Origin of the sequence: Allopontixanthobacter sediminis, assembly GCF_009828115.1 — a bacterium.
Taxonomy (GTDB): Bacteria; Pseudomonadota; Alphaproteobacteria; order Sphingomonadales; family Sphingomonadaceae; genus Allopontixanthobacter; species Allopontixanthobacter sediminis.
This window is the reverse complement of the sequence record NZ_WTYL01000001.1, coordinates 589,981-615,587: the sequence shown is the minus strand read 5'-3', so window position 1 is coordinate 615,587 and position 25,607 is coordinate 589,981. Positions and strand designations below refer to the sequence as shown.

Here is a 25,607-nt window from a genome sequence, read left to right as displayed (position 1 = left end):
TTCGCACGGGACGCGGGAAGGTTACAGCAGTTTTTCGATATCTTTCGCAATCGCTTCGGGCCGGTCCGCCGGGGCATAGCGTTTCACCACATTGCCCTCGCGGTCGATCAGGAACTTCGTGAAGTTCCACTTGATCGCCTTGCTGCCGAGCAACCCGGGCGCTTCCGCTTTCATCCAGTCGAACAGCGGGCTGGCGGCGGGGCCGTTGACATCGACTTTCTGCATCAGCGGAAAAGTGACGCCGAAATTGACCTTGCAGAACTGTTCGATTTCTTCCGCGCCGCCTGGTTCCTGCGCCCCGAACTGGTTGCACGGGAAACCCAGCACTTCGAAGCCTTGGTCGGCATACTTGCGGTACACTTTTTCCAGGCCGTCATACTGCGGGGTGTAGCCGCACTTGCTCGCGGTGTTGACCACCAGCAGCACCGTGCCGAGCTTTTCCGACAAGTCGATCTGCTTGCCGCCGGGCATTTCAGCCGTGAAATCTGCGATTGTGGTCATGCGGTCGGTTCCTGAAGCGGGCTAAAGACCCGACATTTGGCCTCGCCGACAGCGCGGTCAAGGGATAGTTGCGCTGGTCATTCGGGCGGCGGGAAATCCTCCCGCGCGGCCAATGCCTCGATCTCCGCCGTGCCGAGGCGGTGGTCGCCCGCTTTCTGGATGACGTATTTCTGGCGCTCTTCTTCCGGCAGCAATTGCACATGGCGGACCAGTTCGGCCAGGGTGCCGCGGCGGAGGCCCTTGGCGCTATCCAGCACGCCGTGGCCATCGTCCTTGCGGTGGAGGCTGGCGCGGTCGTCCCAGTCGATCCGGCCAACGTTTTCCGGGTCGGCGTGGTAGGTGCTGGGGTGGTCGGTCATGGAAATCTCCTTTCCCATGCCAACGCACCGCCGCAATTTTGGGTCCGATTATTCGAGCAAACCTTCGTGCAGGCGGAAGACGCGGTCCATTTTCGCGGCGAGACGCTCGTTATGCGTTGCTACCAAGGCAGAACTGCCCTCGCCCCGCACCAAAGCGAGAAACTCGGCGAGCACACGGTCGGCGGTTTTCTCGTCGAGGTTGCCGGTCGGCTCGTCTGCCAGCACCAGGTTGGGCCGGTTGGCCAGAGCCCGCGCCACCGCGACGCGCTGCTGCTCGCCGCCAGAAAGCTGGCTTGGCCGGTGGGTCTTGCGCGCGCCGAGACCAAGTGCATCAAGCAGTTCGGCGGCCCGGATATCCGCTTCTTCGCGAGTCTTGCCAGCGACCATCTGCGGCAACACGACATTCTCGAGCGCGTTGAAATCGGGCAGCAGGTGATGGAACTGATAGACGAAGCCGAGATGGTCACGCCGCAAGGTGGTACGCCCGTTGGAGGACAGCGTCGTCGCGTCGATCCCGCTCAGCTCGATCTTGCCGCCAAACCCGCCTTCGAGCAGGCCGACCGCCTGCAGCATGGTCGATTTGCCCGAACCGGACGGGCCGAGCAGCGCCACGATCTCGCCCGGCTGGATCTCCAGGTCGACACCGCGCAGCACGTCGATCCGTTCGCCCCCCTGTTCGAACGAACGGGTCAGGCGGGTCAGTTTCACCACCGGCCGGTTGACGGGATCATTCATAACGCAGCACCTGTACGGGGTCGGTACTCGCCGCCTTCAACGCGGGGTACAGCGTCGCGAGGAAGCTGAGCACCAGCGCGAGCACGCTGATCGTCAGCACCTCCCACGGATCGGTCCGCGAGGGCAGTTCCGACAGGAACCGGATCGAGGGGTCCCACAATTCGATGCCGGTCACGAACTGGATGCCCTGCACGATGGATTGGCGGAAGAACAGGAAGGTGAAGCCGAGCGCGATCCCGGCAACCGTGCCCAGCGCGCCCACCACGAAGCCGGTGGTGACGAATATCTTCATCAGGCTCCGGCGGGTAGCGCCCATTGTCCGCAGGATCGCAATGTCCCGCGTCTTGGCGCGCACCAGCATGATCAGCGAACTGAGAATGTTGAACACCGCGACCAGCACGATGATCGACAGGACGACGAACATCGCCACCCGTTCGACCGCCAGCGCTTCGAACAGCGACGCGTTGATGGTTTTCCAGTCCGAAACCTGCGCCTGCCCCTCCAGGCTCGCCTTCACGGGCGCGAGGATCTCACCCACCTTGTCCGGGTCGGTCGTGGTAACCTCGATCATCCCGATGGTATCGCCGGTCAGCATCAGCGTCTGCGCGTCCTTGATCGGCATGATCACGAACGCCTCGTCGTAATCGAAGACCCCGACCTCGAAAATCGCCGCGACCTCGTACCCGACCTGGCGCGGGACGGTCCCGAACGGTGTCGGGCGGCCCTGGACATTGAAGATGGTGATCACATCGCCCACCCGCGCGCCGAGGTTTTCCGCCAGACGGACGCCGATGGCGACCCGTCCGCTTTCAGGCGTAATCCGCGAAAGGTTGCCGATCAGGACATTGGGCGCGAGTTCGGCGATATCCTGCTGGGTATTCCCGCGCACCTGGACCCCGGCACTGCGCCCGTTGAAGGTCAGGAACGTCGGCGCCTCGATCAGGGGCGATGCGCTGACGACCCCGGGGGTCTCGCGCACTTCCTGCAGCACTTCTTCCCAATTATCGATCCGCCCGCCATACGCCTGGACGATCGCGTGCCCGTTGAGACCCACGATCTTGTCGAACAATTCGGCGCGGAACCCGTTCATTACGCTCATCACGATGATCAGCGCGGCCACACCCAGCATCACCGCGGCCAGGCTGATGCCGGCGACGAGCGCGATAAAGGTCTCTCCGCGCCCCGGCATCATGTACCGCTTGGCGATGGTCCATTCAAAAGGTGTCAGGATCAAGGGCGTTTGCTTCACTGGATTGCCGGGCGGGTTGGCCCGAGGGGACGGTTATTCTGCCAGCCGTTTAGGCAGGCTTTCCTTTCGCTGCAATGAAATCCCTGCCTCATACCTGTATCCTCTCGGTATCCGATTGGCATCAGGGAGCCCGAAATAAGGTTTCTTCATGTTTGCTGCGGGTTGTAATCTGACTGCAACATCGCCATTGAGCGCACCATGCACGGGACAATGTCCCGGCCCTATACCGGAGGCGCTACTTGCGACCCGAATCATGAACTTTACCGACCCGTTCCACGATGAATATGGTGACAAGCTTCGCGAAGAATGCGGGGTGTTCGGCGTTATCAACGCCGCCGACGCGACCGCGATCACCGCGCTGGGCCTCCACGCCCTGCAGCACCGCGGCCAGGAAGCGGCCGGGATCACCAGTTACGACGGGCAGGAATTCTACACCCGGCGCGGCACCGGCCACGTCGCGGAAAATTTCTCGTCGAGCGAAGCGATCGCGGAACTGCCCGGTTTCATGGCGGCGGGCCATGTCCGTTACTCAACCACCGGCGGAGCGGGCCTGCGCAATGTCCAGCCGCTGTATGCAGACCTGGCTTCGGGCGGGTTCGCGGTGGCGCATAACGGCAACATTTCCAACGCCGGCACGCTGCGCGGCGAACTGGTCAGCCGCGGCGCGATCTTCCAATCCACGTCCGACACCGAAGTAATCATCCATCTCGTCGCCACCAGCCGCTATCCGACGATGATCGACCGGCTGGTCGATGCGCTGCGGATGGTTGAGGGCGCCTATTCCCTGATCGTGATGACGCCGGAAGGGATGATCGGCTGCCGCGATCCGCTGGGTATCCGCCCGCTGGTGATGGGCAAGCTGGGGGACAGCATCATCTTCGCCAGCGAAACCGTGGCGTTCGACACCATCGGCGCGGAATTCATCCGCGAAGTCGAAGCCGGCGAACTGGTGCGGGTGGATTTCGAGGGCAAGGTCAAGTCGCTGCGCCCGTTCGGCAACCATTCGCCCCGCCCGTGCATCTTCGAACACGTCTATTTCAGCCGCCCCGATTCGATCTTCGGCGGCCAGTCGGTCTATTCCGTCCGCAAGGCGATCGGCGAACAGCTGGCGATCGAAAGCCCCGCCGATGTCGACCTGGTCATTCCGGTGCCCGACAGCGGCGTCCCTGCCGCCATCGGTTACGCGCAGCAATCGGGCGTACCGTTCGAACTCGGTATCATCCGCAGCCACTATGTCGGGCGGACGTTCATCCAGCCCTCCGATGGCGCGCGCAATTCCAGCGTCAAGCGCAAGCACAACGCCAACCGCGCACTGGTCCAGGGCAAGCGGATCGTGCTGATCGACGATTCGATCGTCCGCGGCACCACCAGTCTCAAGATCGTCGAGATGATGCGCGAAGCGGGCGCCAAGGAAGTCCATTTCCGCGTCGCCAGCCCGCCTACCGCGCACAGCTGCTTCTACGGGGTCGATACGCCGGAACGCTCGAAGCTGCTGGCTGCGCGGATGGAAATCGAACCGATGCGCGAATTCATCAAAGCCGACAGCCTGGCCTTTGTCTCGATCGACGGGCTGTACCGTGCCGTTGGCGCCAAGCAGCGGGACGACAAATGCCCGCAATTCTGCGACGCCTGCTTCACCGGCGATTACCCTACCTCCCTGACCGACCTCGCCCAGCGTGAGACCAGGGACGCCCAGCTTTCCTTCGACAAGGTCGCCTGATGCCTGAAAATTTGCCGGATAACCGCCCGCTGGAGGGCCGCGTCGCACTTGTCACCGGCTCCAGCCGAGGAATTGGCGCGGCCTGCGCGATCGCGCTGGCACAGGCAGGCGCGCATGTGGTGCTGACCGGCCGCGATGTCCGCGCTCTGGAAGGGGTCGAGGACGCGATCCACGCCGCTGGCGGCCAATCGACCATCGCCCCGCTCGACCTGACCGAAGGCGATTCGATCGCACGGCTTGCCTCGGCCATCACGAGCCGGTGGGACAAGCTCGACATCCTCGTCATTTCCGCGGCCTATCTGCCGACCCTGACACCCGTTACGCAGATCGAACCCAAACAGTTCAACACCGCGATCACCACTAACCTGCTGGCAACACAGGCGCTATTGGCTGCATTCGACCCCTTGCTCAAGCGAAGCGGCCAGGGCCGGGTGATCGGGATGACCAGCAGCGTGGGTTCGCAGCCGCGCGCCTATTGGGCGGCTTACGGCGCGACCAAGGCGGCGTTCGAATCGCTGCTCGACAGCTACGGCCAGGAAGTGGAGAAGATCGGCGGGGTGAAAGTCGCCATCGTCGATCCCGGCGCAACGCGCACCGCGATGCGGGCCAAGGCCTATCCCGGCGAAGATCCAAAGACCGTCAAGCCCGCTGAAATCGTTGGAGATCAACTGGTCGAGCTGCTGTCGCAGGACTTCCCGACCGGGCACCGGATGCAAGTAGTAAAAACTTCGTAACCAGTTTCGGCAACTGTTCCGTAAGCAGCATAGGTCACCCTCTGGCCTGGCTGATGGACAATTCCGCCCTTTGGCCAGCTACCCTTGCCCCGAATTTGAGGGAACTCGTCCAATGGTCTTCGAACAAATAACCAAGCGTTACGAAGTTGCCGCACAGGAAGATCGCTGCGGGCCGCGCACCAGGCTCAGGATACCCGGCCAACTCCGGGCATCGGGCGGGCGCGCGTTCCAGTCGGTGGTCAACGATCTGTCGATCTCCGGCTTCTCCGCATCGGCCATCAACAGGATGCATCCGGGACAGATCTGCTGGCTCACCCTGCCTGGCCTCGAATCGCTCCAGGCCGAAGTGATCTGGTGGGACAACAGCCAGGTCGGCTGCGCCTTCGCCGAACTGCTGAACCCGATCGTGCACGATAACATCGTGTCGAAATACCAGGGCACCTCCGTTTACCGCGGCGCCTGCTGAATTCTACCGGGCGGCGGCGATCTCCGCGATCACCGCCTGCCATTTGGCGCGGTAATCCCGGGTTGTGGCGGTCGGCCAGTTGGATACGACCGCCACCACCAGCTCGCGCTGCGGGACGATGGTGATCGCCTGCCCGAAAATTCCCTGAGCGCCGTAGGTTCCAGCCGGATAGGTCCACCACTGGTAGCCATAGCCGAAGCCGGTATCCCCGAATTTCACCTGCGGCGCAGTCGCCTCCGCGAACCAGCCATCGGGCACCGTTTCGCCCCCGCCTTCGAGCACGAATTGGCCCATGCGCGCGTAATCCGCCAGCCGGAGCGACAGGCAGCACCCGCCGATGTTGCGTCCCGATGGCTCGACCATCCAGAACATCGGCGCTTCGAACCCGGCAGGATCGACGATCTTTTCCTTGGCATAGGCGGCGAGGCTCTTCCCCGTCGCGCGTTCGACCAGCACGCCAAGCAAATTGGTTTCGCCAGTCTTGTAGACCCACTTTTCGCCCGCCGGAGCCTCACGCGGTAGCGTTTTGAGCTGGTTGACTATCGCGTCCTGCCCGGGCGCGCCGATATACTCGCTCATCCGCGCGACATCGCTTTTCGGGTCACTGTAATCCTCGTTCCAGCGGATACCGGATGTCATCGTCGCAAGCTGCTCGACCGTGACATCCTGGTACGGGGTCCCCGCCATTTCAGGGATGTATTTCGAAACGCTGTCCTGCAGACTGGCGATATCGCCGTCACGGATTGCGGCACCCAGCAACGTCGAGGTGAAGCTCTTGGCGACGGAAAAGCTTGTCCAGCGCTGGGTGTCGTCGAAGCCGAGGCCGTAGGTTTCGTGCCGCACCTTCCCGCCTTCCAGTACCATCACCCCGGCTGCACCGGTTTCCTTGACAAGCGCGGCGATGCGCGCTTCGAGGGCTGCAGGCAATGGCTCGCCGGCGGGGAGTTCACGCACTTTTGCGGCTGCGGGGACTTCATAGCCGGCAAACCAGTTTTCCATGTCACGGAACCGCTCGCTGCGCTGCTCGGTGTTCCAGAACAGCACGTTCTGGTCTTCCGGGGTCCGTGCAACCGGGGGCATCGTCAATTCGACGTCCGAAGTCGCCGCCGCTGCCGGGGCACTCGCGATCGGTCCCCTAGCATCGGAAGCATACGTCGAGGCACAACCGGACAGCAGGACGGCGGTAAGCGCAGCGATGATCGGCGTTTTCATGGTCTGGGTTCCTCGTTTGAAATGGCTAGGGCTTCACCAGCGTCACCTGATGCACGTCAATGCCGCGGCCGCGAAAGCCGCCTTCGCAATACATCAGGTAATACCGCCACAGCCGGGTAAACCGCTCGTCGAATCCAGCCGGCAGTCGCCCTTCGGATACGGCGGCGTCAAAATTTTTCCGCCAGATCTTGAGCGTTTCGGCATAGTCCAGCCCGAAATCCTGCTGGTCTTCCCACACCAGTCCGCGCTCTGCGGCGAGCCGCTGGAACTCGCTGGTACGGATCAGCAGGCCGCCGGGAAAGATATAGGCCTGGATGAAATCGGCACTGCGGGCGTAATCCTCGAACATCCAGTCCGCCATGGAGATGTACTGGATCGCCGCGCGCCCGCCGGGCTTCAGATTTTTCGCGATGCAATCGAAGTAGCTGGGCCAGTATTCGCGGCCGACCGCTTCGACCATTTCGACGCTGACGATCGCGTCAAACTGGCCCGCCACGTCGCGGTAATCCTGCTTGCGGAAATCGATCGAGGGGGCCTGACGCTGCCGCGCCCACGCCAGTTGTTCGTCCGACAGGCTGATGGCGGTGACCGCCGCGCCGCGCTTTGCGAGGTGATCGGCCAACCCTCCCCAGCCGCAACCGACCTCGAGCACGGTGTCCGGGTTCCCCAGCCGTTCGGCCAACCGCGCCCATTTTCGGCGCTGGGCGTCTTCCAGGCTGTCCCCGTCCGCGAAGATCGCCGAGGAATAATTCATCGCCGGGTCGAGCCACTGGGCATAGAAATCGTTGCCGAGATCGTAATGCGCCTGGATATTGCGCTGCGCCCCGACCCGCGAATTGCGGTTGAGCCAATGACCGAACCGCGCGAGCATCCGGAACGGCCCCTTGGCGCGCCCGGTATCGCCCAGCGAAGCCGCGTTGATATTGAACAGGGCGAACACCGGCACCGGATCGGGGCTGGTCCATTCGCCCGCTTCCCACGCCTGGTACCAGCCGATCGACCCGTTCGTCGCCAATCGCATCAGGCCCCGCCAGTCGTGCAGGTGAATCTCGGTTTCAAACCCCGGTTTGCGCCCGCCCAACAGCCGCGTGGATCCATCGGGCAGGGTGCCGCGGATCGAACCGTATTCGAGGCCGCGGTCGATCCGGTCGAGGATCTTGTGCAGTTGCGGCGCGATCAGGCGCGCAATCACGCCGGACCGGCGCTCGAACCGCGCCGCGCCGGCCAGCAGGGCCTCTCCCCTATCGAACGTCTTGCCCACCATCCAAAGCCCTATGGCGCGGTGGTCTTTGGCGGGCAAGGGTCGATCCGAACTGTCGTGCACAGTCCGCGAGTTATTCGCCTTTCATCGCACGATATGTCGACAGCGCGCGTTCCCGCGCTTCGCGGTGCGCGATGATCTTGGCGGGATAGTCCGCGGGGCGGCAGCCGTGCTCCTCCGGATCGTGGATCACCGCGTCCTTCAAATGCGTCAGTTCCGGCACATATTCACGGATATAGGCAGCGGCGTTGAATTTCTCCGACTGGCCGAGCGGCGCCATGATCCGCACGAACATGTTCGAATCGACTCCGGTGCCGGACGTCCATTGCCAGTTCACCGAATTGTTGCCGTAATCGGCATCCACCAGGCAATCCCAGAACCACCGCTCGCCATAGGTCCAGTCGATCAGCAGGTGCTTGATCATGAAGCTGGCGGTGATCATCCGCACCCGGTTGTGCATCCACCCGGTTTGCCACAATTGCCGCATCCCCGCATCGACGATGGGATAACCCGTGCGGCCCCGCTGCCACGCCTCCAGGTCATCCGCGATCAGGTGACCGCGTTCCGGACTGCGCCAGAAATTCCCGTCGTAACCCTCGCGGTATGGCTCGACCCCGTATTTCGGGAACTGGCAGATGACGTTCTGGGCATAATCGCGCCAGATCAGTTCCTTTTCGTAGGTTGCCCAGCCTTGGCCCCGGCGGCCCTTGAGCGCGTGCCACACCTGTACGGGCGAAATCTCGCCCCAGTGGAGATGCGGGGACAGGCGGCTGGAACCATCCTTGGACGGCAGGTTGCGCGCCTCGTCATAGTCCGAAACGTGGTCTTTCCATTCCTCCAGCCGATCATGCGCTGCCGCCTCGCCCACGTGCCAGAAGTCGGCCAAGCCGCCCGCCCAATCGGGCTTGGTTGGCAGCAAGTTCCAACCGTCCAGATCGTCGCTGTCTGGCCATTTTGGCGGAGCGGAGAGAGTGTCGGGCACCGGCAGGACGTCACGCGGGGGTAGCTGTTCCAGCACGGCTTTCGAAAACGGGGTGTAGATCTTGTACGGCGTGCCTGATCCGGTGGTGACCGCGCCGGGCGGGAGCAGGTAATTGCCATCGTACAGTTGCAGGTCGACCTGCTTCGCCAGCGCGCCCTGCACCTTACGCCACCACGGCTCGTAATGCCGAATGGCGTGCACTGGCGCGCCGCCGAGTTCCTTCGACAGCGCGGCCAATTGCTCCGCCGCATGCCCGCGCCGCAGCACGATCTTCGAATGGTGCTTCGCCAGATCGGCGGCGAACGAGGCCAGCGAATGATGCAGCCACCAGCGCGATGCCCCGCCATAGGCGTGATCCCCCGCCGCCGCGTCATCGAGCACGAACACCGGCACCACCGGCCCCATTTGCGCCGCGGCATAAAGTGCGGGCTGGTCGGCAAGGCGAAGGTCGCGGCGCAACCAGACAATTTGCGGTGTATCCATGCAAACCCCTTTGGCGATGAACGGGCGGCCATGCTAGCCGTTCCGTGATGACCGACCAACCTTCCGCCTCCGTGCTGCACCGGCCCCCTGAAACCAGCCATCGGTCCGCGCATGGCTGGCGGATCAGTCCGGCAAAGGCGCTCACTGCGGGGGCCGTCTGCTGGGCCGGGTTCGCCATCATCGCATGGGCCGTGCTGACCGGCCGGACGGGCAGCCTCGACGAGTTTGGCTTGCTGGCGGCGCACGCCGGATCCGGCAGGGTGCTGGAATTCACCCGAGACACGACGGCGCTGGGCGGCGTGTTCCTGCGCAACCTGTTTGCGCTCGGCGCAGTGGCAGCGCTGTTGTTCCTCAATCTGCGGCGCGAGGCGGTGCTGTTCGCGCTGACCGTGGCGGGCGGCTGGATCGCCAACAGCGCGGTCAAGGGGTTGGTCGGGCGCGAGCGGCCCCAGATCGTCCCGCATCTGATGGAAGCGGGCGGCGAGAGTTTCCCCAGCGGACACAGCTTCAACGCCGCGGTGGTCTATATTGCGATGGCGCTGGCCTTCGCCGCGATCAGCCGGCGGCATTCGGTGCGGTATACAATTATTGCTGCGGCGATGATCATTTCGGCGATGGTGGCGTGGAGCCGGGTGATGCTCGGCGTGCATTTCCCCAGCGACGCGGTTGCAGGCTGGCTCGGCGGTGCAGGCTGGGCGTTCGTCGCCTCGGCGCTGTTTTACCGGCCAGCGAAGGCCGCGGCGGAGACGTGACCCTCCTCGTCATTGCGAGCGCAGCGAAGCAATCCATGGATTGCCGCGTCGCCTTCGGCTCCTCGCAATGACGAATTACTTTTGGGTAAGCGGCAAGCACCTCACATCGGGCAGCGCGACGGAGAACCGGTCCCGCGCCCGCTGATCGTAATAGCGCGCATCGCGGAGGATCACCGAATTGTCCGGCTGCCGTTCGGCAAAGGGCGCGCGCGACCAGAAGAGGAAGGCTTCGATTTGCTTATTGGACCGGCGCAACGACGCCCAATCACAATTACGCCACAGCCCCGCATCACCAACTGCCTTGCCGTCAATTGAAAATGATCCGTCGCGATTATCCTGAATTGCCTCCCTCTCCCAAGACACAAAAGGCTTTGGGCTGAGAATCGGATCGTCAAGCGATGGATCGTGCAGAACGACCATTTGTGTGTTTACCCAGTTCACCCCAATATACCCCAGCGCCACCGCCATCGCGATCCGCGCAGGCTTCATCCACTCCCCGCCCCGCTTCTCCTTCCGGACCGAAAACCACACGGCGAAGCCCATCAGCGCCCAAAGCCACACGTCGATGATGAACAGCGTGTCGCTATAGAACCACTGGCTCGAAAACGGCTCCAGCAGGCGGATGCCGTAGACGTTGAGCCAGTCGAGCGCGGGATGCGTCAGGCAGCCTAGAAAGCTCAGCAGGAACAGCCATTTGAAGCTGACCGGCAGGCGTCCCTCGGGCCGCTTCCCGCGTTTGGCCTGCCAGCGGTCGAAGCCATACAGCAGCCCCGCCAATATCAGCGGCAGCAGCACGAGCGCAGGCGGACCATGCGTGATCCCGCGCCGGAACCCGAGATGCTCCACCCCGTCGAGCCAGAAGAAGCACGCCGCGTCCACATCGGGCAAATTCGCGCCGATAATCAGCGCGGGCATCGCCAGCCCGGTCTTGCGTTTCAGCCCCGCCTGTCCGAGCAGCGCCCCGACGAGCGAATGGGTCAGATTGTCCATCGCCGCACCATGACGGCGCGCGCGGGTGTTGCAACGAAAAAGGGCGGCAGGTTCAGCCCGCCGCCCCATTTCTTCCGAGTTACCGGATCAGGCCGTGTCAGCCGATGTTCGCACCGCTCCGCGCGCTCGAAAATTCGGACTGGGACAGGTAAGTGTTGCCGTCCTGATCGTAATAAAAGAACGAATCCGCCGCCTTGTTCGCCTGTTCGGCGGTCACATATGGCTTGGTTTCGTCGTTCGGTTTGGGATTGTTGGGATCAACCGGAATCGCCCAGATTGCGTATTCGGCGACCGACAGTTGGCCATCGGAATTACGGTCGAGGAACTCCCAGGTCATGGCGCTGCGATCGCGCAGGTCACCGCCCGATCCCGATGGCGCCATGGCACCGGACGCGTCCGAATCGGAACCGCTCGCCATCTGGTCGCCACCCGAAGCCCCGGACGAGCCCGACATATTCATGTTTTCGTCGCGCAATGCAGAATATTCGGTGTTGAACTCGTCCGCGTTGAAGGACGCTCGGCGTTCCTGAGCTTCCGGGGTCAGCGTATAGTCGCGGCCCATCGGATCCGCATCGGCAGTTGTGGCCATTTCCGTTTCCATCGGTTCCGGGGCGACAACTTCGGTCGGCTCCTGCTCGCAGGCTGCAAGCGCGATTGCGAGACCGCTCGCGGCGGCGAATGTCTTGAAATTACGCATGAAAATATCTCCGTGCCTTGGGAGCGAGACTGCCCCGCTCCAAAGTGCCCCAACGCACGAAGTCAGATATTGTTCAAAATAAGGCCAAAAAACCTGCGATGGAAATGTTCCGGCGGGAACCCCGGCCCATCAGTCGACCGGATGCCCTTCGCTCGCTTCGACAGTCCAGGTCTGCCCCTTGGCGAGGAGCCGCGCCAAATTGACGTCCTTGCCCGCTACCGACCGTCCACGTTCCTCGATCACGCCTTCCTCGAAGGTCGGCCGCGGGTCGTCATAAAGGACGCCAAGCGCCATCGGGAACGGGCCGAACGGCATCTCGACCAGCATATGCGCAACCGCGCGGTTGGTGACATCGTGCACCAGGACACCCGCCGATTGCCAATCACCGTCCACCACATCGACGACCTTCAGCGCCAGCGCTTCGGTGTCGAGCGCGATGCCCTTGTCGAGGCCGGTCTTGGGATCGCCGAACAGCATCGGCTGGCCTTGTTCGAGCCACAACTGCCGGTCCCCCGCACCCTTGGGCGCAGCGAAGTCGTCGAACACGTCCTTGTTGTAGACAATGCAGTTCTGGAAAATCTCTATGAACGCCGCACCTTGGTGAGCATGCGCTGCCTTCAGCACGTCAGGCAGGTTCTTCGACACGTCGAAGCCGCGGGCGACAAAACGCGCACCGGCACCGAGCGCAAAGGCGCACGGCCGCGCCGGATGGTCGTACGACCCGAGCGGCGTGGACGGGGACTTGGTCCCTTCCCGGCTGGTCGGCGAAGCCTGTCCCTTGGTCAGGCCGTAAATCTCGTTGTTGAACAGCATGATCTGCATGTTCACGTTCCGCCGCAGCACATGCATCATGTGGTTGCCGCCGATGGAAAGCCCGTCACCATCGCCCGTCACCAGCCAGATATCGAGGTCCGGATTGGCCAGCTTCACGCCCGTCGCCACCGCCGGCGCGCGGCCGTGGATGGTGTGGAAGCCGTAGGTTTCCATGTAATAGGGGAACCGGCTGGAACAGCCGATGCCGCTGATGAACACGGTGTTCGATGGATCGCAGCCGAGCTGCGGCAGCGTGCGCTGCACCGCTTTCAGGATCGCATAATCGCCGCAGCCGGGGCACCAACGGACTTCCTGATCGGTTTCCCAATCCTTCAGCGTGGTTTCAATCTTGGTCATCTCGTTCATACTTCTGCCTCCGGACTGGGGAGCTGCGTCTCGTTTACCGCGACATCCCCGCCTTCATTGCCTTCGATATTGTCGAAGTACTTGCCGATCGCCGCTTCCAGTTCGGTAATCGCGAACGGCTGGCCGCTCGTCTTGGTCAGCGGGGTCGCGTCCACCAGGAACTGATCACGCAATACGGTCTTGAACTGGCCGGTGTTCATTTCCGGCACCAGCACATTTTCGAAACCGCGCAGCAACGGGCCGAGGTTCTTCGGCAGCGGCCAGATGTGGCGCACATGGATATGGCTGACATCCAGCCCCTTGCGGCGCGAATTGTCCACCGCGCGGCGGATCGGGCCGTAGGTGGAGCCCCAGCCGACCACGACCAACTTGCCCGATGTGCCGCCCAGCGCGACTTCCTGATCGGGAACAGCGATGTCCAGCACCTTGTTCACGCGGGCGTCGGTCATCGCCTGATGGTTGTCCGGCGCGTAATCGATATGGCCGGTGTCGACCTGTTTCTCGATCCCGCCGATGCGGTGCATCAGTCCCGGCGTACCCGGCTTGATCCACGGGCGTGCGCCCTTCGCGTCGCGCTTGTAGGGCAGCAACGTCTCGCTGCCGTCGGCATTGAGGGCATTCTTTTCGGTCAGGAACTTTGCCGGGAACGGCGCGAAGCTGTCCGGATCGGGCACCATCCACGGTTCGGCGGCGTTGGCGATATACCCGTCGGTCAGCAGCATGACCGGGGTCATGTACTGGACCGCAATCCGGCACGCCTCGATCGCGCATTCGAACGCGTCGCCCGGGCTGTTGCAGGACACCACCGGCATCGGCGCATCGCCGTTGCGGCCATAGACAGCCTGATACAGGTCGCTTTGTTCGGTCTTGGTCGGCAGGCCGGTAGACGGGCCGCCGCGCTGGCTGTTGACGATCACCAGCGGCAATTCGGTCATGATCGCGAGGCCCATCGCCTCGGTCTTGAGCGCGATACCGGGGCCGGAGGAACTGGTGATCCCCAGCTGCCCGGCATAGCTCGCGCCAATCGCGGCGCAGATCGCGGCGATCTCGTCTTCCGCCTGGAAGGTGGTGACGCCGAATTCCTTCAGCCGCGCCAGATGGTGCAGGATCGCGGAGGCCGGGGTGATCGGATAACCGCCGAAGAACATCTTCAAGCCGGCCAACTGCGCGCCTGCGACCAGCCCGAGCGAAATCGCCTCCGCACCGGTAATCGTCCGATACAGGCCCGGAGCGGTATGGATCGGCGGCATGTGCAGCTGTTTCAGAGGGCCGGACAATTCCGCCGTCTCACCGTAGGCATGACCGGCGTTGAGCGCGGCGATGTTGGCGTTGGCGATGTCGGGCTTGGTCTTGAACTTGGCTTTCAGCCAATCCTCGATCGGCCCGCGCGGACGGTCGAACATCCACAGCGCGAGGCCGAGAGTCCACATGTTCTTGGACCGCAGCGCATCCTTGTTGCCCAGCCCGAACGGCTTGACCGCTTCGATGGTCAGGGCGGAAATGTCGAACGCCAGCACATCCCATTTCGCCAGGCTGCCATCGTCCAGCGGGCTGACGTCGTATTTCGCCTTGTCGAGATTGCGCTTGGTAAACTCGCCGGTGTCGATGATGACCAACCCGCCGGGTTTCAGCGAGGGCAGGTTCACCTTCAGCGCGGCGGGGTTCATCGCCACCAGAACGTCCGGCGCGTCACCCGCGGTGTTGATTTCGCGGCTGCCGAAGTTGATCTGGAACGCTGACACACCGAACAGGGTGCCCTGCGGTGCGCGGATTTCCGCCGGAAAATCGGGGAATGTTGCCAGGTCGTTGCCTGCCAGCGCGGTGGACAGGGTGAACTGCCCGCCGGTCAGCTGCATCCCGTCACCGCTGTCACCCGCAAAGCGAACGACGACGGCATCGGGCGCCGCGGCTGCGGCGTTGTTCGGGGTTTCAGCGGCTAACGTAGCCATGGTAATTCCTTATCGTGCGCCGCGCCGGGCGCTTGTATGTCATGGTTGGCACCTATGCACCCTTGCCGCCACCCGCAATGAAGTTTTTCTCCCACACGGACAAAAAACTCGCAGGAAATACGCGCCATCCGCGCTAGGACCACGCGCTGAGTAACCCGGGAGAGTGCGCCGAAATGACCGACGAAGAACAGTATATCCGACCTGATGTGAAGGCGTTCGTGGCGGCGCTCGCCTCGATCGGCTCCAAACCGATCAGCGAATTGTCGCTGGAAGAAGCCCGCGGCGGATATCTGGCGCTGCACGCGATGGGCGACCGGCCGCCGCGCGAACTGGCGGTTATCCGGGACCTGGCCTGTCCGGGGCCCGGCGGCGAGATCCCGGTGCGGCTGTATGATGCACGGGAAACGCGGCAGGCGGGGCCGGTGATCGTGTTCTATCACGGCGGCGGCTATGTGATCGGCGATCTGGAAAGCCATCACAATCTGTGTACGGAAATCGCGGCACAGATGGACCTGCCGGTGGTGGCGGTGGATTACCGGCGCGCGCCGGAGCACCCCTTCCCCGCCGCGGTCGACGATTGCGAAGCTGCGGCACGGTGGGCGGCATCGTCTCCGCCCGAACTGGCGCGGCCCGCCACCGGTCTGGTCCTGATGGGCGACAGCGCCGGTGGCAACGCCAGCATCGTCACCGCGCAGGCCCTGGCGGAAAATGCCGCAGCGGTGCCGGTGGTGCTGCAAGTGCCGCTGTTCCCGCTTGCGACCGATATCGCCGATTGTGCCAGCCTCGACGTGTTCGCGGAGGGTTTCATCCTCACGAAAGCGGCGGTGGAATTTTTCGACGTCGCCTATGCCGCCGACCGGAGCGATCCGCGCGCGACACCGATCCTGGGCGACATCGCTGCCAGTCCGCCGACCGTGCTGGTCACCGCCGGGCTCGACCCGATCCGCGATTCCGGGCGCGCGTATGGCGGCGCTTTGGCAACAGCGGGCGTAGAAATGGTGTTTCTGGAAATGAAAGGTTTAACCCACAGCTTCACCAATTTAAGACTGGCGATTCCCAGCGCGCAGACCGATCTGGAACGAGTCTTTGCCGCGATGAAACTGATGCTGAACACGAATTCCGGCGGAGCGACCTGAGTGAACACCGACACCGAACAACCCACGGCTTACCGTCCCTGCGTCGGGGTGATGCTGGTCAACGCGGACGGGAAAGTCTTCGTCGGCCGCCGGATCGACACCAAGGAAGGCGACTGGTGGCAGATGCCGCAGGGCGGTGTCGACAAGGGCGAGGATCTCGAACCGGCGCTGTGGCGCGAATTGCACGAGGAAACCGGCGTGACCCGCACATGTGCCACGCTGATCAAGAAGATGGCGGACGATATCGCTTATGACCTGCCCGAGGACTTGATGGGCAAGCTATGGGGCGGGAAATACCGCGGCCAGGTGCAAAGCTGGTACTTGCTGCGCTTCACCGGCAGCGATGCGGACATCGATCTTGAGGCGCATGATCCGCCTGAGTTCTGTGACTGGAAATGGGTCGATCCGGAAGACTTGCCGGGTATGATAATTCCGTTCAAGAAACGCGTCTACCGCACTGTTCTCGAAGCTTTTCGGGACCTGATCTGACCGCCTAGTTCTGGGTTACCTTGGCGTCGGGCAAGACCGCTTCGGCGGTCAGCACGCGGGGCTCAGGGCCGCGCTGGATCGCCATCGCAAGGTCCTGCGTAGACGGGCAACCGGAACCGCACAACGATTGGAGCTTCGCGAGGTTGAGCCGAGCCTTTTCCACCGCGCCCTTTTCGACCAGCGCCTCGCCCTCGCCGGAAATCGCGTCGAAATTGGCCGGTTCGCGCTTCAATGCCTCGCGGTAATAGCGGATCGCCTTGCCCTGGAGCCCTTCGCTGCGGGCGGCGGCTGCCATCTCCAGATACACATCGGTATAGGCCGGATCGACCGCCAGCGCGGCTTCGAACGCATCGAGCGCCTTCTGCGGTTCACCCGCGGTCAGGGCGGAGCGCCCTTCGGCCACCAGCATCACCGCGCGCGGATCGGGTTTGGGCTCTGCACTGAAACCAACACTCGCGGTCACGGCTGCCAGCAGGGACAGGGCGGCGGCGGCGGGTGCAAAGCGCATGATTAGCTCCGTTGGTGAGGCCTTCGGGCCGGATCGTGAATGACGACAAGAATCGGCCATGGATCGTCACGCTAACACGGCGAAGATAGACTCGCGATGAAAAATCCGTCCGTTCCGTCGTGGAACGGTGTCAGCCGGGTTCCCTGGCTGCGGATGCGGCCGAGCGGCAGGTCCAGTTCGCCAGCTGCCCAGCCCGGGTGCGTCGCCATGAAGGATTGCACCCGTCCCCGCCCCTCCTCGTCCAGCAGCGAGCAGGTGATATAGACGATCCGCCCGCCCGGCTTGACCAGTTTTGCAGACAGTTCAAGCAGATAGGACTGCACATTGGCATAGCGTGCGAGCTGCCGGTCATCCAGCCGCCAGCGCGCTTCGGGATTGCGGCGCCAGGTGCCGGTGCCCGAACACGGCGCATCAACCAGCACCGCGTCCACGCCGCCATCTTCCGCCATCACGGGCCATCCGCGGATCATGTCGAGTTCCTTGCCGGGGTTGAGCAGCAGGCTCTCGATGATCCCGGCCCCCGCCCCTTCGGCACGCGGGCGCAGGCGGGACAGGCGCCCGCGGTCGGTGTCGGTCGCGAGCAGCTTGCCCTGGTTTTCCATCGCCGCCGCCAACGCAAGCGTCTTGCCGCCAGCCCCGGCGCAAAGATCGATCACCGTCTCCCCCGGTTTCGCGTTCAAGGCCTGGCAGGCCCATTGGCTGCCGTGGTCCTGGATTTCGACCAGCCCTTCGCGGTAGGCGTCCCATTGCTCGACCGGAGTACCGGCTTCCAGCCGCAGGCCCTGCGGCGCGGCCAGATGTTCACCGGCAATCGGCAGTTCCAGAGTGGCCCGGTCCGCCTTCAGGGTGTTAACCCTCAGATCGAGCGGCGCGCGGCCGAGCAGTGCCTCGGCTTCCTCGCCCCAGATGTCCGACTTGCCGAGCCGTTCGGTCAGCCATTCGGGCGCAATTCCGCCTTCGGCTGCCGTCTCACCGGGCTCGATCGGCGCAGGGCCGTGGCCTTCGCCGTCGAACAGCGGCAGGATCGCGGGGTCGATTTGCGCCAGGCGCAGCATCGCCGCGCGGCCATTTTCCGGCACCGGCCCGCAGGCGCGGATCGCGGAATAGACCAGTTCGCGCACCGCACGCCGGTCCTTGCTGCCGGCATAACGGCGAGCACGGAAATAATCGGCAATCAATCGGTCCGCGGGCGCGCCGTTGCTGCGCGCGGCGTCGATGATCGCATCCAGCAGTTCGATCGCTGCCTGAACCCTTGCGCCCGGAATCACCTAGCGAGTCGGATAGTTCGGCGCTTCGCGGGTAATCGCCACGTCGTGGACGTGACTTTCCTGCAAACCGGCGTTGGTGATACGGACGAATTTCGCGTTTTCCCGCAAATGTTCGATGGTGGCGGAGCCGGTGTAGCCCATTGCCGCCTTCACCCCGCCAACCAGCTGGTGGACGATGTCCTTGGCCGGCCCCTTGTAGGGTACCTGGCCTTCGATGCCCTCGGGCACCAGCTTCATCGAATCCTTGATGTCCTGCTGGAAATAACGGTCCGCACTGCCCCGCGCCATCGCGCCGACACTGCCCATGCCGCGGTAACTCTTGTAGCTGCGGCCCTTGTAGAGGAACGTCTCGCCCGGCGCTTCCTCGGTCCCGGCGAGCAGCGATCCGACCATCACCGTCGATGCGCCTGCCGCCAGCGCCTTGGCCGCATCGCCGGAAGTGCGCAGCCCGCCATCGGCGATGATCGGCACGCCGGACTTCGCCGCTTCCTCGGCGCATTCCATCACTGCGGTCAGCTGCGGCACGCCGACGCCCGCCACGATCCGGGTGGTGCAGATCGAACCGGGACCGATCCCGACCTTCACCGCATCCGCGCCCGCATCGATCAACGCGCGAGTCGCCTCGGCAGTGGCGACGTTGCCGGCCACGATCTGGACCGAATTGCTGAGTTTCTTGGCCCGTTCCACTGCCCGCGCGACGTCCTTGTTATGGCCGTGCGCGGTGTCGATGATGACGACGTCCACTTCCGCGTCGATCAGCGCCTCGGTCCGCTCGAACCCCTTGTCGCCGACCGTCGTCGCCGCAGCCACCCGCAGGCGGCCCGTGCCGTCCTTGGTGGCGTTCGGGTAATTGACCGCTTTTTCGATGTCCTTGACCGTGATCAGGCCGATGCAGTGGAAATTCTCGTCCACCACGATAAGCTTTTCGATCCGCCGCTGGTGCAGCAGGCGGCGCGCTTCTTCCTGCCCGACGCCGAGGCCGACGGTGGCGAGGTTTTCGGTGGTCATCAACTCGCGCACCGGCTGCAGCGGATTCTCCGCAAAGCGCACGTCCCGGTTGGTGAGGATACCCACCAGCTTCCCGTCACGGTCCGCCACGGGAATGCCGCTGATCCGGTGCTGGATCATCAACGCCTGCGCGTCGCCCAGCGTCGCATCGGGGGCGATGGTGATCGGATTGACCACCATGCCGCTTTCGAACCGCTTGACCGCGCGCACCGCAGCGCATTGTTCGGCGATATCGAGATTGCGGTGGAGCACACCGAGTCCGCCAAGCTGCGCCATCACGATCGCCATGTCCGCTTCGGTGACGGTGTCCATCGCAGCGGAGATAACCGGGATGTTGAGCCGGATTTCGCGGGTCAGCCACGTGCTGGTGTCGGCCATGCTCGGCACGATATCGCTTTCAGCCGGACGTAGCAGGACGTCATCGTAAGTAAGGCCGAGAGGGATTTCCATGTGTGCCACTTTCGCTTGGAACGGGGTGCCGTTTACGGCGCCGGGGGTAATCTGTGGCGGCCCATGTAACCGCAGTTCGTTACAATCGCTAGGGGGCTGTGCCGCAATGCAGCGAATTATCCGCCATTACCCCGGCCCTCGACCGGGTCTCAGTTCCCGTCCGGCAGCTTTACCGGAGGCGCGTAGCTATCGCTGTCCGCAAAGAAACGCACCAGATCGAGGTGCAGCAGCAGGTCCTGCGCTGCGCCGCCGAGTTCGATCCCCTCGATCTGGTCGGACGGCAGGTGATAGCGGTCCGCCGTGTACGGTTCCAGCCGTGCGCGGTCGGCGAAGGCGCTGGAAACCATCACGGTCGGCACGTCGCGCTGCAGCAGTACCCAGCCATCCTGGCGGCGCAAGAAATTGGCGGCCAACGCGCCGTCACCCAGTTTCCGCCCTTGCCCGGCGATGATCTGCCGGATCGGCCCGTCCAGCGGCGTCAGTCCCGCGCCGACCACCACCACCGGTGCACCGCGCGGCGCGATGGCGATGGAATCGATGTTGAACGCGGCCACGATCGTCTCCAGCGGGATCGGTGGATCGTCGGCAAACGCACGCGCCCCGAGCAAGCCCCATTCCTCCGCCGTAGTGGCGAGGAAATACACGTCACGTTCCAGCGGCGGTCCGGCGGCGAGGCGGCGGGCGAGTTCGGTCAGCACCGCTACGCCGCTGGCGTTGTCAACCGCGCCGTTGCAAATGAGGTCTTCCATCGGGGCTGCGGCGCAGGTGCCGAAATGGTCCCAATGCGCTGCCAGCAGCACCGCGCCGAGTTCAGGGCGAGTGCCCGGCAGGCGGCCGATCAGATTATGCGTCGCGACCTCACTGGGGGTCGCGGTCGCTTCGATCGAAACGCTAACCGGCAGGGGGACCGGCTTGAACCCCGGAATGTCGCTGCCGTCCCGCAGCCGTTCGAACCGATCCTTGCCAACCAGCGCCCCGGCTGCGGTGGGGGTCAGGTAACCGTCCAGCAGGCTGCCATCACTGTCATCCGCCAGCCGGTAGGAACCCGCGTGCCGTTGCGCGGCAATCCCGGAAAGATCACCGTCGCGCGGCAGGATCGCCAGCACCGCGCTGGCACCGCGGTCGAGCAGGGCTTCGCGCTGTTCGCTATGGTCGGGATGATCCTGCAGCATCACCGCCACCCGCCCGGTCAGTTCGGCGCGGTCGAGTTCGCGGTATTGTTTGCCCACGAACAGCAGCGGAGCCTTGTCCAGCAGGACGCGCCGACCGGAGGAATAGGCGACGACCGAACCGTCCGGCAGGGCAATCGCGCGCCCGCCGCGGTAGAATTGGACGCTGCTTTCCGCCGGGACGCTGCCCGCCACCTCTACCCGGGCGAGCCACGGATTGGCGGGATTGTTGGTTCCCCCTTCCAGTCCGGCAGCCTGCCACGTGTCGACCAGATATTTGAGCGTCTTGGTCTCGCCCGCCGTACCGGGCGCGCGACCTTCGAAATCATCGCTGGCGAGGACCCCGATATGCGCGGCCAGGTCGGCTTCGATATCGGACAATTTGTTCGATGGCCCTGACGCCCCGGGCGGCGGCATGGTCGCACAAGCCGCCAGCGCGAGGACCGCGCCCGCTGCCAGCAGTACCCTGCCCCGAAACCAGACGCCCCCGATTGTCAAAATTGCCCCTTACCCATGATCCCGGCTGGAATATCGCCAGCTGCGTATCTGCACCGATTACTCCGCTGTCCAGCCGCCATCAATAGACCAATTCGCGCCGGTCACATTGCCCATCTCGGGCCGGCACAGGAACGTCGCCAGCGCGCCGACTTCGTCGGGCTGGACGAATTTCTTGGTGGGCTGCTTAGCCAGCAGCACGTCGTTGATAACCTGGTCGCGGGTCAGGCCGCGCGCCTTCATAGTATCGGGGATCTGCCCTTCGATCAGCGGGGTCCAGACATAGCCCGGGCTGATGCAATTGGCGGTCACGCCGGTCTGCGCCAGTTCCAGCGCGATCGTCTTGGTGAACCCGTCCAGCCCGTGCTTGGCCGCGTTGTAAGCGCTCTTGAACGGGGACGCGGTCTTGGAATGGGCGCTGGCGGTGTTGATGATCCGGCCCCAGCCGCTCTCCTTCATATGCGGCACGGCCAGCCGGACAGTGTGGAACGCCGCGGTCAGGTTAAGCGCGATGATCGCGTCCCACTTGCCCACGGGGAACTCCTCCACCGGCGCGACATGCTGCATCCCGGCGTTGTTGATCAGGATATCGACCGGCCCCGCGCCCTGCATCAGTTCCTCGCAGCCCGCCGCGGTGGTCAGGTCCGCGCCGACATGGACCGCGCCCAGTTCCTCGCACAATCCGTCTATCTCGGCCGCGTCGCCAAATCCGTTGAGGACAACCTTCGCCCCTTCCGCCGCAAGCGCTCGCGCCATGGCCAGGCCGATGCCGGACGTTGAACCTGTGACAAGTGCGCGTTTACCGGAAAGGAACATGAAATACCCTCAAGATGTTGGCTTAGGAATGGTTGGGAAAGCTGTTTTCGCGGGGCATGTTCCCCCTGTCCAGTAATAACGCTAAGGCTGCCGATATTGACCTTATTTCCAACCCCTCAGCCGCAAGGGACGACGCAATGAAACTAAACCGGTTCAATCCAGGGAGCATTCGGGTCCGCGGCGGGGGCTCCGGCGGCGGAGGCGGTTTTCCCGGCGGCGGCGGGGGCAAGATCGGCTGCGGCACGATCGTGATCGCGGCGGTCGCCTACTTCGCGTTCGGCGCGGACCCGATGCAGACCATCGGTGCGATCGGCGAGATGCAAGGCGGCGAGCCGACCCAGCAGACGGCTGGGGTTCAAGGCACCGAGGTTTGCGAGAGCGGACCCTACGCGCTTGAGGCGTGCAACGCTCTCGGATCGCTCAACGAAACGTGGCAGCCGCTGTTCAGCCAGTCGAATATCCCGTTCCAGCAGCCTCTCCTGACGCTGTTCAGTGGCAACACCAATTCGGGCTGCGGCGCGGCGTCGAGCGCCATGGGGCCGTTCTATTGCCCCGCCGACCAGGGCATCTACATCGACACCAGCTTTTACGACACGATGGAGCGGCGGCTCGGCGCGGGCGGCGATTTCGCGCGCTATTACGTGATGGCGCACGAATACGGTCATCACATCCAGAACCTGACCGGGATGGCCGACCAGATCCGCAGCGCGCAGTCACAGAGCCCCCGGCGGGCGAACGAATTGCAGGTGCGGATGGAACTGCAGGCCGATTGCTACGCCGGGGTGTGGGCGGGCCGCAACCGCAACCTGATCGAACCCGGTGACATGGAAGAAGGCATGACCGCCGCCTCCGCCATCGGCGACGATGCCTTGCAGCGCAGTTCAGGCCAGCGGGTCAGCCCGGAAAGCTTCACCCACGGCACCAGCGCCCAGCGGATGGAGTGGCTGAAGCGCGGCCTCCAAACGGGTGAGGTGGCCCAGTGCGACACCTTTGCCAGTTTCAACGGCTAGGGCAGGCGGGGCTTACTGCTTCAACTGCGCGATCTTCGCATCAAGCGCCGCGAGGACTTCGGCGAGCATCTGGCCGTTCAGGGCATTGCTCGAGGCGATTTCCCGGCGCGCCTGTTCGATGCCGGCAAGTGCGTGGGCATAAACCTCCGACTTGCACACGGGCCCGGCTTCGGCACCGTCCTCGCAGTCGACTTTGAGCTTGGTCATTTCGCCTTGGGCATTGCGAAGCTCGACCATGGCGATCCGGTGTTCGCGGGCGGCTTCGGCCATCGCGCTGTCGACTTCCGCCATCGCCGCCTTCAATTCGCGGCGGAGCTCCGCGCGTTCCTCGGGTGACATCGTCCGGCCGTCCGACTCGAAGTGCATTTCCTTGCGCCGGGTGACGACCTTGCGGTTCCCGTCTTCGTCAGTGCTGCGTTCGATGACCACCACCCGGGTTTCGCTGTCCGTCTCGCTGTCCACGCTCGGCGGTTCGGGTGGAGCGGGCGGCGTCGGAGCTTCCGGTGCGCCAGGAGCACTGGGAGGTGCGGGCGGAGCCAGCGGTTCGGGCGGAGCGGGCGGCAGCGGGGGCTGCTCCGCCTGCGTGTCACTTCCGCTGCGGGTTTCGGCGTAGGAGATCGACGCGGTCAGCGGCAGTGCCAGCAGGCCGGCACCGATCAACGCGCGTCCGGCAAGGCGGCGGCGAGGCGAAATATCGGACATGGAAATGCTCCTCAAACGGTGGATGATACTTTTTTCGCCCAGCACCGGGCAGGCCATCGGCGCAGCGAGCGCCAGGTGGGGTCCGGCGGCGAAACCGGCGATAGTCTGGGCGTAGGCGGCCTTGTCGCGCGCGCTCCGGCTGGCGATCACGCGCGCATCGCACGCCGCTTCCTGGTCCCGCCGCAAGGCACGCCAGCCCAGCCAGCCGAGCGGGTTGAACCAATGCAGCGCGAACAGCGGCTGCACCGCCATGTTGGCGAGCAGGTCCCGGCCGGAATGGTGCGCCAACTCGTGCGCCAAGGCGAAATCCCGCTGTTCACGGTCGTACAGCGCCATGAAACCGGTCGGCAGGGCGACAACCTTGTCAAGCACCCCGAACGCTAGCGGCGCGGTCGCCTGCGGCGTCTCGATCAACCGCACCGCGCCGGCCTCCCCGACCGGTCGGCCTTGCTCCAGCAAGCTGCGGCGCATCTTGAAATAACCCGAAAACCGCAACGCGAGGAAGATCGCCGCCCCGGTCAGCCATACCGTCAACAGGATAGCGGCAATCGGCAGCGCGGTAGCCGCCGGATCGAGCGGAGGGCTTGCCGCCTGCGCGGCTGCGATCCCCGCAAGATCGGGTGCATATCCGGCCATCTCCGCCGCGGTTGCTTCCGGCGGGGCCACTTCGGTAGCTAGCCATGCAGGCAGGACCAGCGGCGGCATCAGCAAGCGCAGCAAGGGCAGCGCCCACAGGGCATAGGCAGCTTTCGCCCCGAAATAGCGCCCCACCGGGCGGCGAAGCAGGAGGACCAGCGCGATCAGCAATCCGGTCCACACGAGCGTATCGAAAATCCACTGGGTCATTTGCGGAGTTCCTTCAGCAAGGCTTCCATCTCGGCCAGATCGTCGTCGGTCAGCGCCTCGGCTTCGGCCAATTGCGCGAACAGCGGTGCCGCGCGTCCGCCAAACAGCCGGTCCACCAACCGGAGCGACTCGGAGCCGGTATATTCGTCCTTTTCCAGCAGCGGAGTATACAGGAAACGGCGCCCGTCAGGCTCGGTCGCGACGGCGCTCTTGGCCACCAGGCGCGACAACAAAGTCTTGACCGTTGCGAGGCTCCAGTCCCGGCGGGAACACACTACCTCGCAGATTTCGAGCGCTGTCAGCGGGCTGCGTTCCCACAAGGGTTCCATCACCGCATATTCAGCCTCGGATATCCGGTCCGGACCGCTGTCCCTTGTTTCATCACTCGCAACCGGCATGTTCTGCCCTCCCCAGTCCCAGGAATTCACCTGCATGATTACA

The 25,607-nt window shown here is 64.1% G+C and carries 25 protein-coding genes; 7 read left to right on the top strand and 18 right to left on the bottom strand.

Annotated features, from left to right (window positions below; translation table 11 throughout):
- Nucleotides 1-21: 21 nt before the first annotated feature.
- The 4 genes from GRI65_RS03185 to GRI65_RS03170 form a co-directional block, all read right to left on the bottom strand.
- Nucleotides 22-501: a glutathione peroxidase gene (locus GRI65_RS03185; protein ID WP_160755061.1), complete on the bottom strand. Its 480-nt coding sequence runs from the start codon at nt 499-501 to the stop codon at nt 22-24.
- A gap of 77 nt (nt 502-578) precedes the next feature.
- Nucleotides 579-860 carry a hypothetical protein gene (locus GRI65_RS03180; RefSeq protein ID WP_160755060.1) on the bottom strand — a complete coding sequence of 94 codons (282 nt, stop codon included), beginning with the start codon at nt 858-860 and terminating at the stop codon, nt 579-581.
- Nucleotides 861-908: 48 nt separating this feature from the next.
- Nucleotides 909-1,595 carry an ABC transporter ATP-binding protein gene (locus tag GRI65_RS03175; protein ID WP_160755059.1) on the bottom strand — a complete coding sequence of 229 codons (687 nt, stop codon included), beginning with the start codon at nt 1,593-1,595 and terminating at the stop codon, nt 909-911.
- Nucleotides 1,588-2,829 (bottom strand): lipoprotein-releasing ABC transporter permease subunit, encoded by a 1,242-nt coding sequence (locus GRI65_RS03170; RefSeq protein ID WP_160755058.1) that lies wholly within the window; start codon nt 2,827-2,829, stop codon nt 1,588-1,590. The genes GRI65_RS03175 and GRI65_RS03170 overlap by 8 nt, the downstream gene beginning before the upstream one ends.
- 268 nt (nt 2,830-3,097) lie before the next feature.
- Between GRI65_RS03170 and purF the strand changes: the two genes are divergently transcribed.
- From purF to GRI65_RS03155, 3 genes are all read left to right on the top strand, one after another.
- Nucleotides 3,098-4,564: an amidophosphoribosyltransferase gene (purF, locus tag GRI65_RS03165; RefSeq protein WP_160755057.1), complete on the top strand. Its 1,467-nt coding sequence runs from the start codon at nt 3,098-3,100 to the stop codon at nt 4,562-4,564.
- The gene (locus tag GRI65_RS03160; RefSeq protein WP_160755056.1) at nt 4,564-5,298 is read left to right on the top strand and encodes an SDR family NAD(P)-dependent oxidoreductase; all 735 of its coding nucleotides are present in this window, start codon (nt 4,564-4,566) and stop codon (nt 5,296-5,298) included. Before purF ends, GRI65_RS03160 begins: the two co-directional genes overlap by 1 nt.
- Before the next feature lie 112 nt (nt 5,299-5,410).
- Nucleotides 5,411-5,764, top strand: coding sequence for a PilZ domain-containing protein (locus GRI65_RS03155; protein WP_160755055.1), 354 nt, complete (start codon nt 5,411-5,413; stop codon nt 5,762-5,764).
- Between the two features lie 3 nt (nt 5,765-5,767).
- Here GRI65_RS03155 and GRI65_RS03150 read toward each other — a convergent pair whose 3' ends face one another.
- The 3 genes from GRI65_RS03150 to GRI65_RS03140 all read right to left on the bottom strand — a co-directional run bounded on the left by GRI65_RS03150 (nt 5,768) and on the right by GRI65_RS03140 (nt 9,702).
- A complete protein-coding gene (locus GRI65_RS03150; protein WP_160755054.1) occupies nt 5,768-6,976 on the bottom strand; it encodes a serine hydrolase domain-containing protein in 1,209 nt (402 codons plus the stop codon).
- A 25-nt stretch (nt 6,977-7,001) separates the two neighbouring features.
- On the bottom strand, nt 7,002-8,240 hold the full coding sequence (locus GRI65_RS03145) for an SAM-dependent methyltransferase (protein ID WP_160755053.1): 1,239 nt from the start codon (nt 8,238-8,240) through the stop codon (nt 7,002-7,004).
- 70 nt (nt 8,241-8,310) lie between these two features.
- Entirely contained in the window at nt 8,311-9,702 is a 1,392-nt protein-coding gene (locus tag GRI65_RS03140; protein WP_160755052.1) for a cryptochrome/photolyase family protein, read from the bottom strand.
- Nucleotides 9,703-9,749: 47 nt separating this feature from the next.
- Between GRI65_RS03140 and GRI65_RS03135 the strand changes: the two genes are divergently transcribed.
- Nucleotides 9,750-10,454 (top strand): phosphatase PAP2 family protein, encoded by a 705-nt coding sequence (locus GRI65_RS03135; RefSeq protein WP_160755051.1) that lies wholly within the window; start codon nt 9,750-9,752, stop codon nt 10,452-10,454.
- A 75-nt stretch (nt 10,455-10,529) separates the two neighbouring features.
- Here GRI65_RS03135 and GRI65_RS03130 read toward each other — a convergent pair whose 3' ends face one another.
- The 4 genes from GRI65_RS03130 to GRI65_RS03115 all read right to left on the bottom strand — a co-directional run bounded on the left by GRI65_RS03130 (nt 10,530) and on the right by GRI65_RS03115 (nt 15,269).
- Nucleotides 10,530-11,444: a metal-dependent hydrolase gene (locus GRI65_RS03130; protein ID WP_160755050.1), complete on the bottom strand. Its 915-nt coding sequence runs from the start codon at nt 11,442-11,444 to the stop codon at nt 10,530-10,532.
- 97 nt (nt 11,445-11,541) lie between these two features.
- A complete protein-coding gene (locus tag GRI65_RS03125) occupies nt 11,542-12,141 on the bottom strand; it encodes an EF-hand domain-containing protein (protein WP_160755049.1) in 600 nt (199 codons plus the stop codon).
- 129 nt (nt 12,142-12,270) lie between these two features.
- A complete protein-coding gene (locus GRI65_RS03120; RefSeq protein WP_160755048.1) occupies nt 12,271-13,320 on the bottom strand; it encodes a 2-oxoacid:ferredoxin oxidoreductase subunit beta in 1,050 nt (349 codons plus the stop codon).
- The gene (locus GRI65_RS03115) at nt 13,317-15,269 is read right to left on the bottom strand and encodes a 2-oxoacid:acceptor oxidoreductase subunit alpha (RefSeq protein ID WP_160755047.1); all 1,953 of its coding nucleotides are present in this window, start codon (nt 15,267-15,269) and stop codon (nt 13,317-13,319) included. Before GRI65_RS03115 ends, GRI65_RS03120 begins: the two co-directional genes overlap by 4 nt.
- A 173-nt stretch (nt 15,270-15,442) precedes the next feature.
- On the opposite strand from GRI65_RS03115, the gene GRI65_RS03110 reads away from it, so the two are divergent.
- Both GRI65_RS03110 and GRI65_RS03105 read left to right on the top strand, forming a co-directional pair.
- Nucleotides 15,443-16,405 (top strand): alpha/beta hydrolase, encoded by a 963-nt coding sequence (locus GRI65_RS03110; RefSeq protein ID WP_160755046.1) that lies wholly within the window; start codon nt 15,443-15,445, stop codon nt 16,403-16,405.
- The gene (locus GRI65_RS03105) at nt 16,406-16,894 is read left to right on the top strand and encodes an RNA pyrophosphohydrolase (RefSeq protein WP_332872585.1); all 489 of its coding nucleotides are present in this window, start codon (nt 16,406-16,408) and stop codon (nt 16,892-16,894) included.
- Between the two features lie 4 nt (nt 16,895-16,898).
- Here the strand turns inward: GRI65_RS03105 and GRI65_RS03100 are convergent, their stop codons facing one another.
- The 5 genes from GRI65_RS03100 to GRI65_RS03080 all read right to left on the bottom strand — a co-directional run bounded on the left by GRI65_RS03100 (nt 16,899) and on the right by GRI65_RS03080 (nt 22,608).
- Entirely contained in the window at nt 16,899-17,402 is a 504-nt protein-coding gene (locus tag GRI65_RS03100; RefSeq protein WP_160755045.1) for a tetratricopeptide repeat protein, read from the bottom strand.
- Nucleotides 17,403-17,473: 71 nt separating this feature from the next.
- Nucleotides 17,474-18,670 (bottom strand): RsmB/NOP family class I SAM-dependent RNA methyltransferase, encoded by a 1,197-nt coding sequence (locus GRI65_RS03095; RefSeq protein ID WP_160755044.1) that lies wholly within the window; start codon nt 18,668-18,670, stop codon nt 17,474-17,476.
- A complete protein-coding gene (gene guaB / locus GRI65_RS03090; RefSeq protein ID WP_160755043.1) occupies nt 18,671-20,128 on the bottom strand; it encodes an IMP dehydrogenase in 1,458 nt (485 codons plus the stop codon). It abuts the gene before it with no gap.
- Between the two features lie 149 nt (nt 20,129-20,277).
- Nucleotides 20,278-21,795, bottom strand: coding sequence for a M28 family peptidase (locus GRI65_RS03085; RefSeq protein WP_160755042.1), 1,518 nt, complete (start codon nt 21,793-21,795; stop codon nt 20,278-20,280).
- 57 nt (nt 21,796-21,852) lie between these two features.
- Complete coding sequence (locus GRI65_RS03080; protein ID WP_160755041.1) at nt 21,853-22,608, bottom strand: 3-hydroxybutyrate dehydrogenase; 756 nt, start codon at nt 22,606-22,608, stop codon at nt 21,853-21,855.
- A gap of 137 nt (nt 22,609-22,745) precedes the next feature.
- Between GRI65_RS03080 and ypfJ the strand changes: the two genes are divergently transcribed.
- Complete coding sequence (gene ypfJ, locus GRI65_RS03075; RefSeq protein WP_160755040.1) at nt 22,746-23,618, top strand: KPN_02809 family neutral zinc metallopeptidase; 873 nt, start codon at nt 22,746-22,748, stop codon at nt 23,616-23,618.
- Nucleotides 23,619-23,630: 12 nt separating this feature from the next.
- Here the strand turns inward: ypfJ and GRI65_RS03070 are convergent, their stop codons facing one another.
- Entirely contained in the window at nt 23,631-25,166 is a 1,536-nt protein-coding gene (locus tag GRI65_RS03070; RefSeq protein WP_160755039.1) for a M56 family metallopeptidase, read from the bottom strand.
- On the bottom strand, nt 25,163-25,564 hold the full coding sequence (locus GRI65_RS03065) for a BlaI/MecI/CopY family transcriptional regulator (protein WP_160755583.1): 402 nt from the start codon (nt 25,562-25,564) through the stop codon (nt 25,163-25,165). The genes GRI65_RS03070 and GRI65_RS03065 overlap by 4 nt, the downstream gene beginning before the upstream one ends.
- Between the last annotated feature and the right edge of the window lie 43 nt (nt 25,565-25,607).

Excerpts from the sequence above, each read along its gene's own strand:
- GRI65_RS03185 (WP_160755061.1), bottom strand. The coding sequence starts at position 501 with ATGACCACAATCGCAGATTTCACGGCTGAAATGCCCGGCGGCAAGCAG.
- GRI65_RS03180 (WP_160755060.1), bottom strand. The coding sequence starts at position 860 with ATGACCGACCACCCCAGCACCTACCACGCCGACCCGGAAAACGTTGGC.
- GRI65_RS03175 (WP_160755059.1), bottom strand. The coding sequence starts at position 1,595 with ATGAATGATCCCGTCAACCGGCCGGTGGTGAAACTGACCCGCCTGACC.
- purF (WP_160755057.1), top strand. The coding sequence starts at position 3,098 with ATGAACTTTACCGACCCGTTCCACGATGAATATGGTGACAAGCTTCGC.
- GRI65_RS03160 (WP_160755056.1), top strand. The coding sequence starts at position 4,564 with ATGCCTGAAAATTTGCCGGATAACCGCCCGCTGGAGGGCCGCGTCGCA.
- GRI65_RS03155 (WP_160755055.1), top strand. The coding sequence starts at position 5,411 with ATGGTCTTCGAACAAATAACCAAGCGTTACGAAGTTGCCGCACAGGAA.
- GRI65_RS03150 (WP_160755054.1), bottom strand. The coding sequence starts at position 6,976 with ATGAAAACGCCGATCATCGCTGCGCTTACCGCCGTCCTGCTGTCCGGT.
- GRI65_RS03145 (WP_160755053.1), bottom strand. The coding sequence starts at position 8,240 with ATGGTGGGCAAGACGTTCGATAGGGGAGAGGCCCTGCTGGCCGGCGCG.
- GRI65_RS03140 (WP_160755052.1), bottom strand. The coding sequence starts at position 9,702 with ATGGATACACCGCAAATTGTCTGGTTGCGCCGCGACCTTCGCCTTGCC.
- GRI65_RS03135 (WP_160755051.1), top strand. The coding sequence starts at position 9,750 with ATGACCGACCAACCTTCCGCCTCCGTGCTGCACCGGCCCCCTGAAACC.
- GRI65_RS03130 (WP_160755050.1), bottom strand. The coding sequence starts at position 11,444 with ATGGACAATCTGACCCATTCGCTCGTCGGGGCGCTGCTCGGACAGGCG.
- GRI65_RS03125 (WP_160755049.1), bottom strand. The coding sequence starts at position 12,141 with ATGCGTAATTTCAAGACATTCGCCGCCGCGAGCGGTCTCGCAATCGCG.
- GRI65_RS03120 (WP_160755048.1), bottom strand. The coding sequence starts at position 13,320 with ATGAACGAGATGACCAAGATTGAAACCACGCTGAAGGATTGGGAAACC.
- GRI65_RS03115 (WP_160755047.1), bottom strand. The coding sequence starts at position 15,269 with ATGGCTACGTTAGCCGCTGAAACCCCGAACAACGCCGCAGCCGCGGCG.
- GRI65_RS03110 (WP_160755046.1), top strand. The coding sequence starts at position 15,443 with ATGACCGACGAAGAACAGTATATCCGACCTGATGTGAAGGCGTTCGTG.
- GRI65_RS03100 (WP_160755045.1), bottom strand. The coding sequence starts at position 17,402 with ATGCGCTTTGCACCCGCCGCCGCCGCCCTGTCCCTGCTGGCAGCCGTG.
- guaB (WP_160755043.1), bottom strand. The coding sequence starts at position 20,128 with ATGGAAATCCCTCTCGGCCTTACTTACGATGACGTCCTGCTACGTCCG.
- GRI65_RS03080 (WP_160755041.1), bottom strand. The coding sequence starts at position 22,608 with ATGTTCCTTTCCGGTAAACGCGCACTTGTCACAGGTTCAACGTCCGGC.
- ypfJ (WP_160755040.1), top strand. The coding sequence starts at position 22,746 with ATGAAACTAAACCGGTTCAATCCAGGGAGCATTCGGGTCCGCGGCGGG.
- GRI65_RS03070 (WP_160755039.1), bottom strand. The coding sequence starts at position 25,166 with ATGACCCAGTGGATTTTCGATACGCTCGTGTGGACCGGATTGCTGATC.
- GRI65_RS03065 (WP_160755583.1), bottom strand. The coding sequence starts at position 25,564 with ATGCCGGTTGCGAGTGATGAAACAAGGGACAGCGGTCCGGACCGGATA.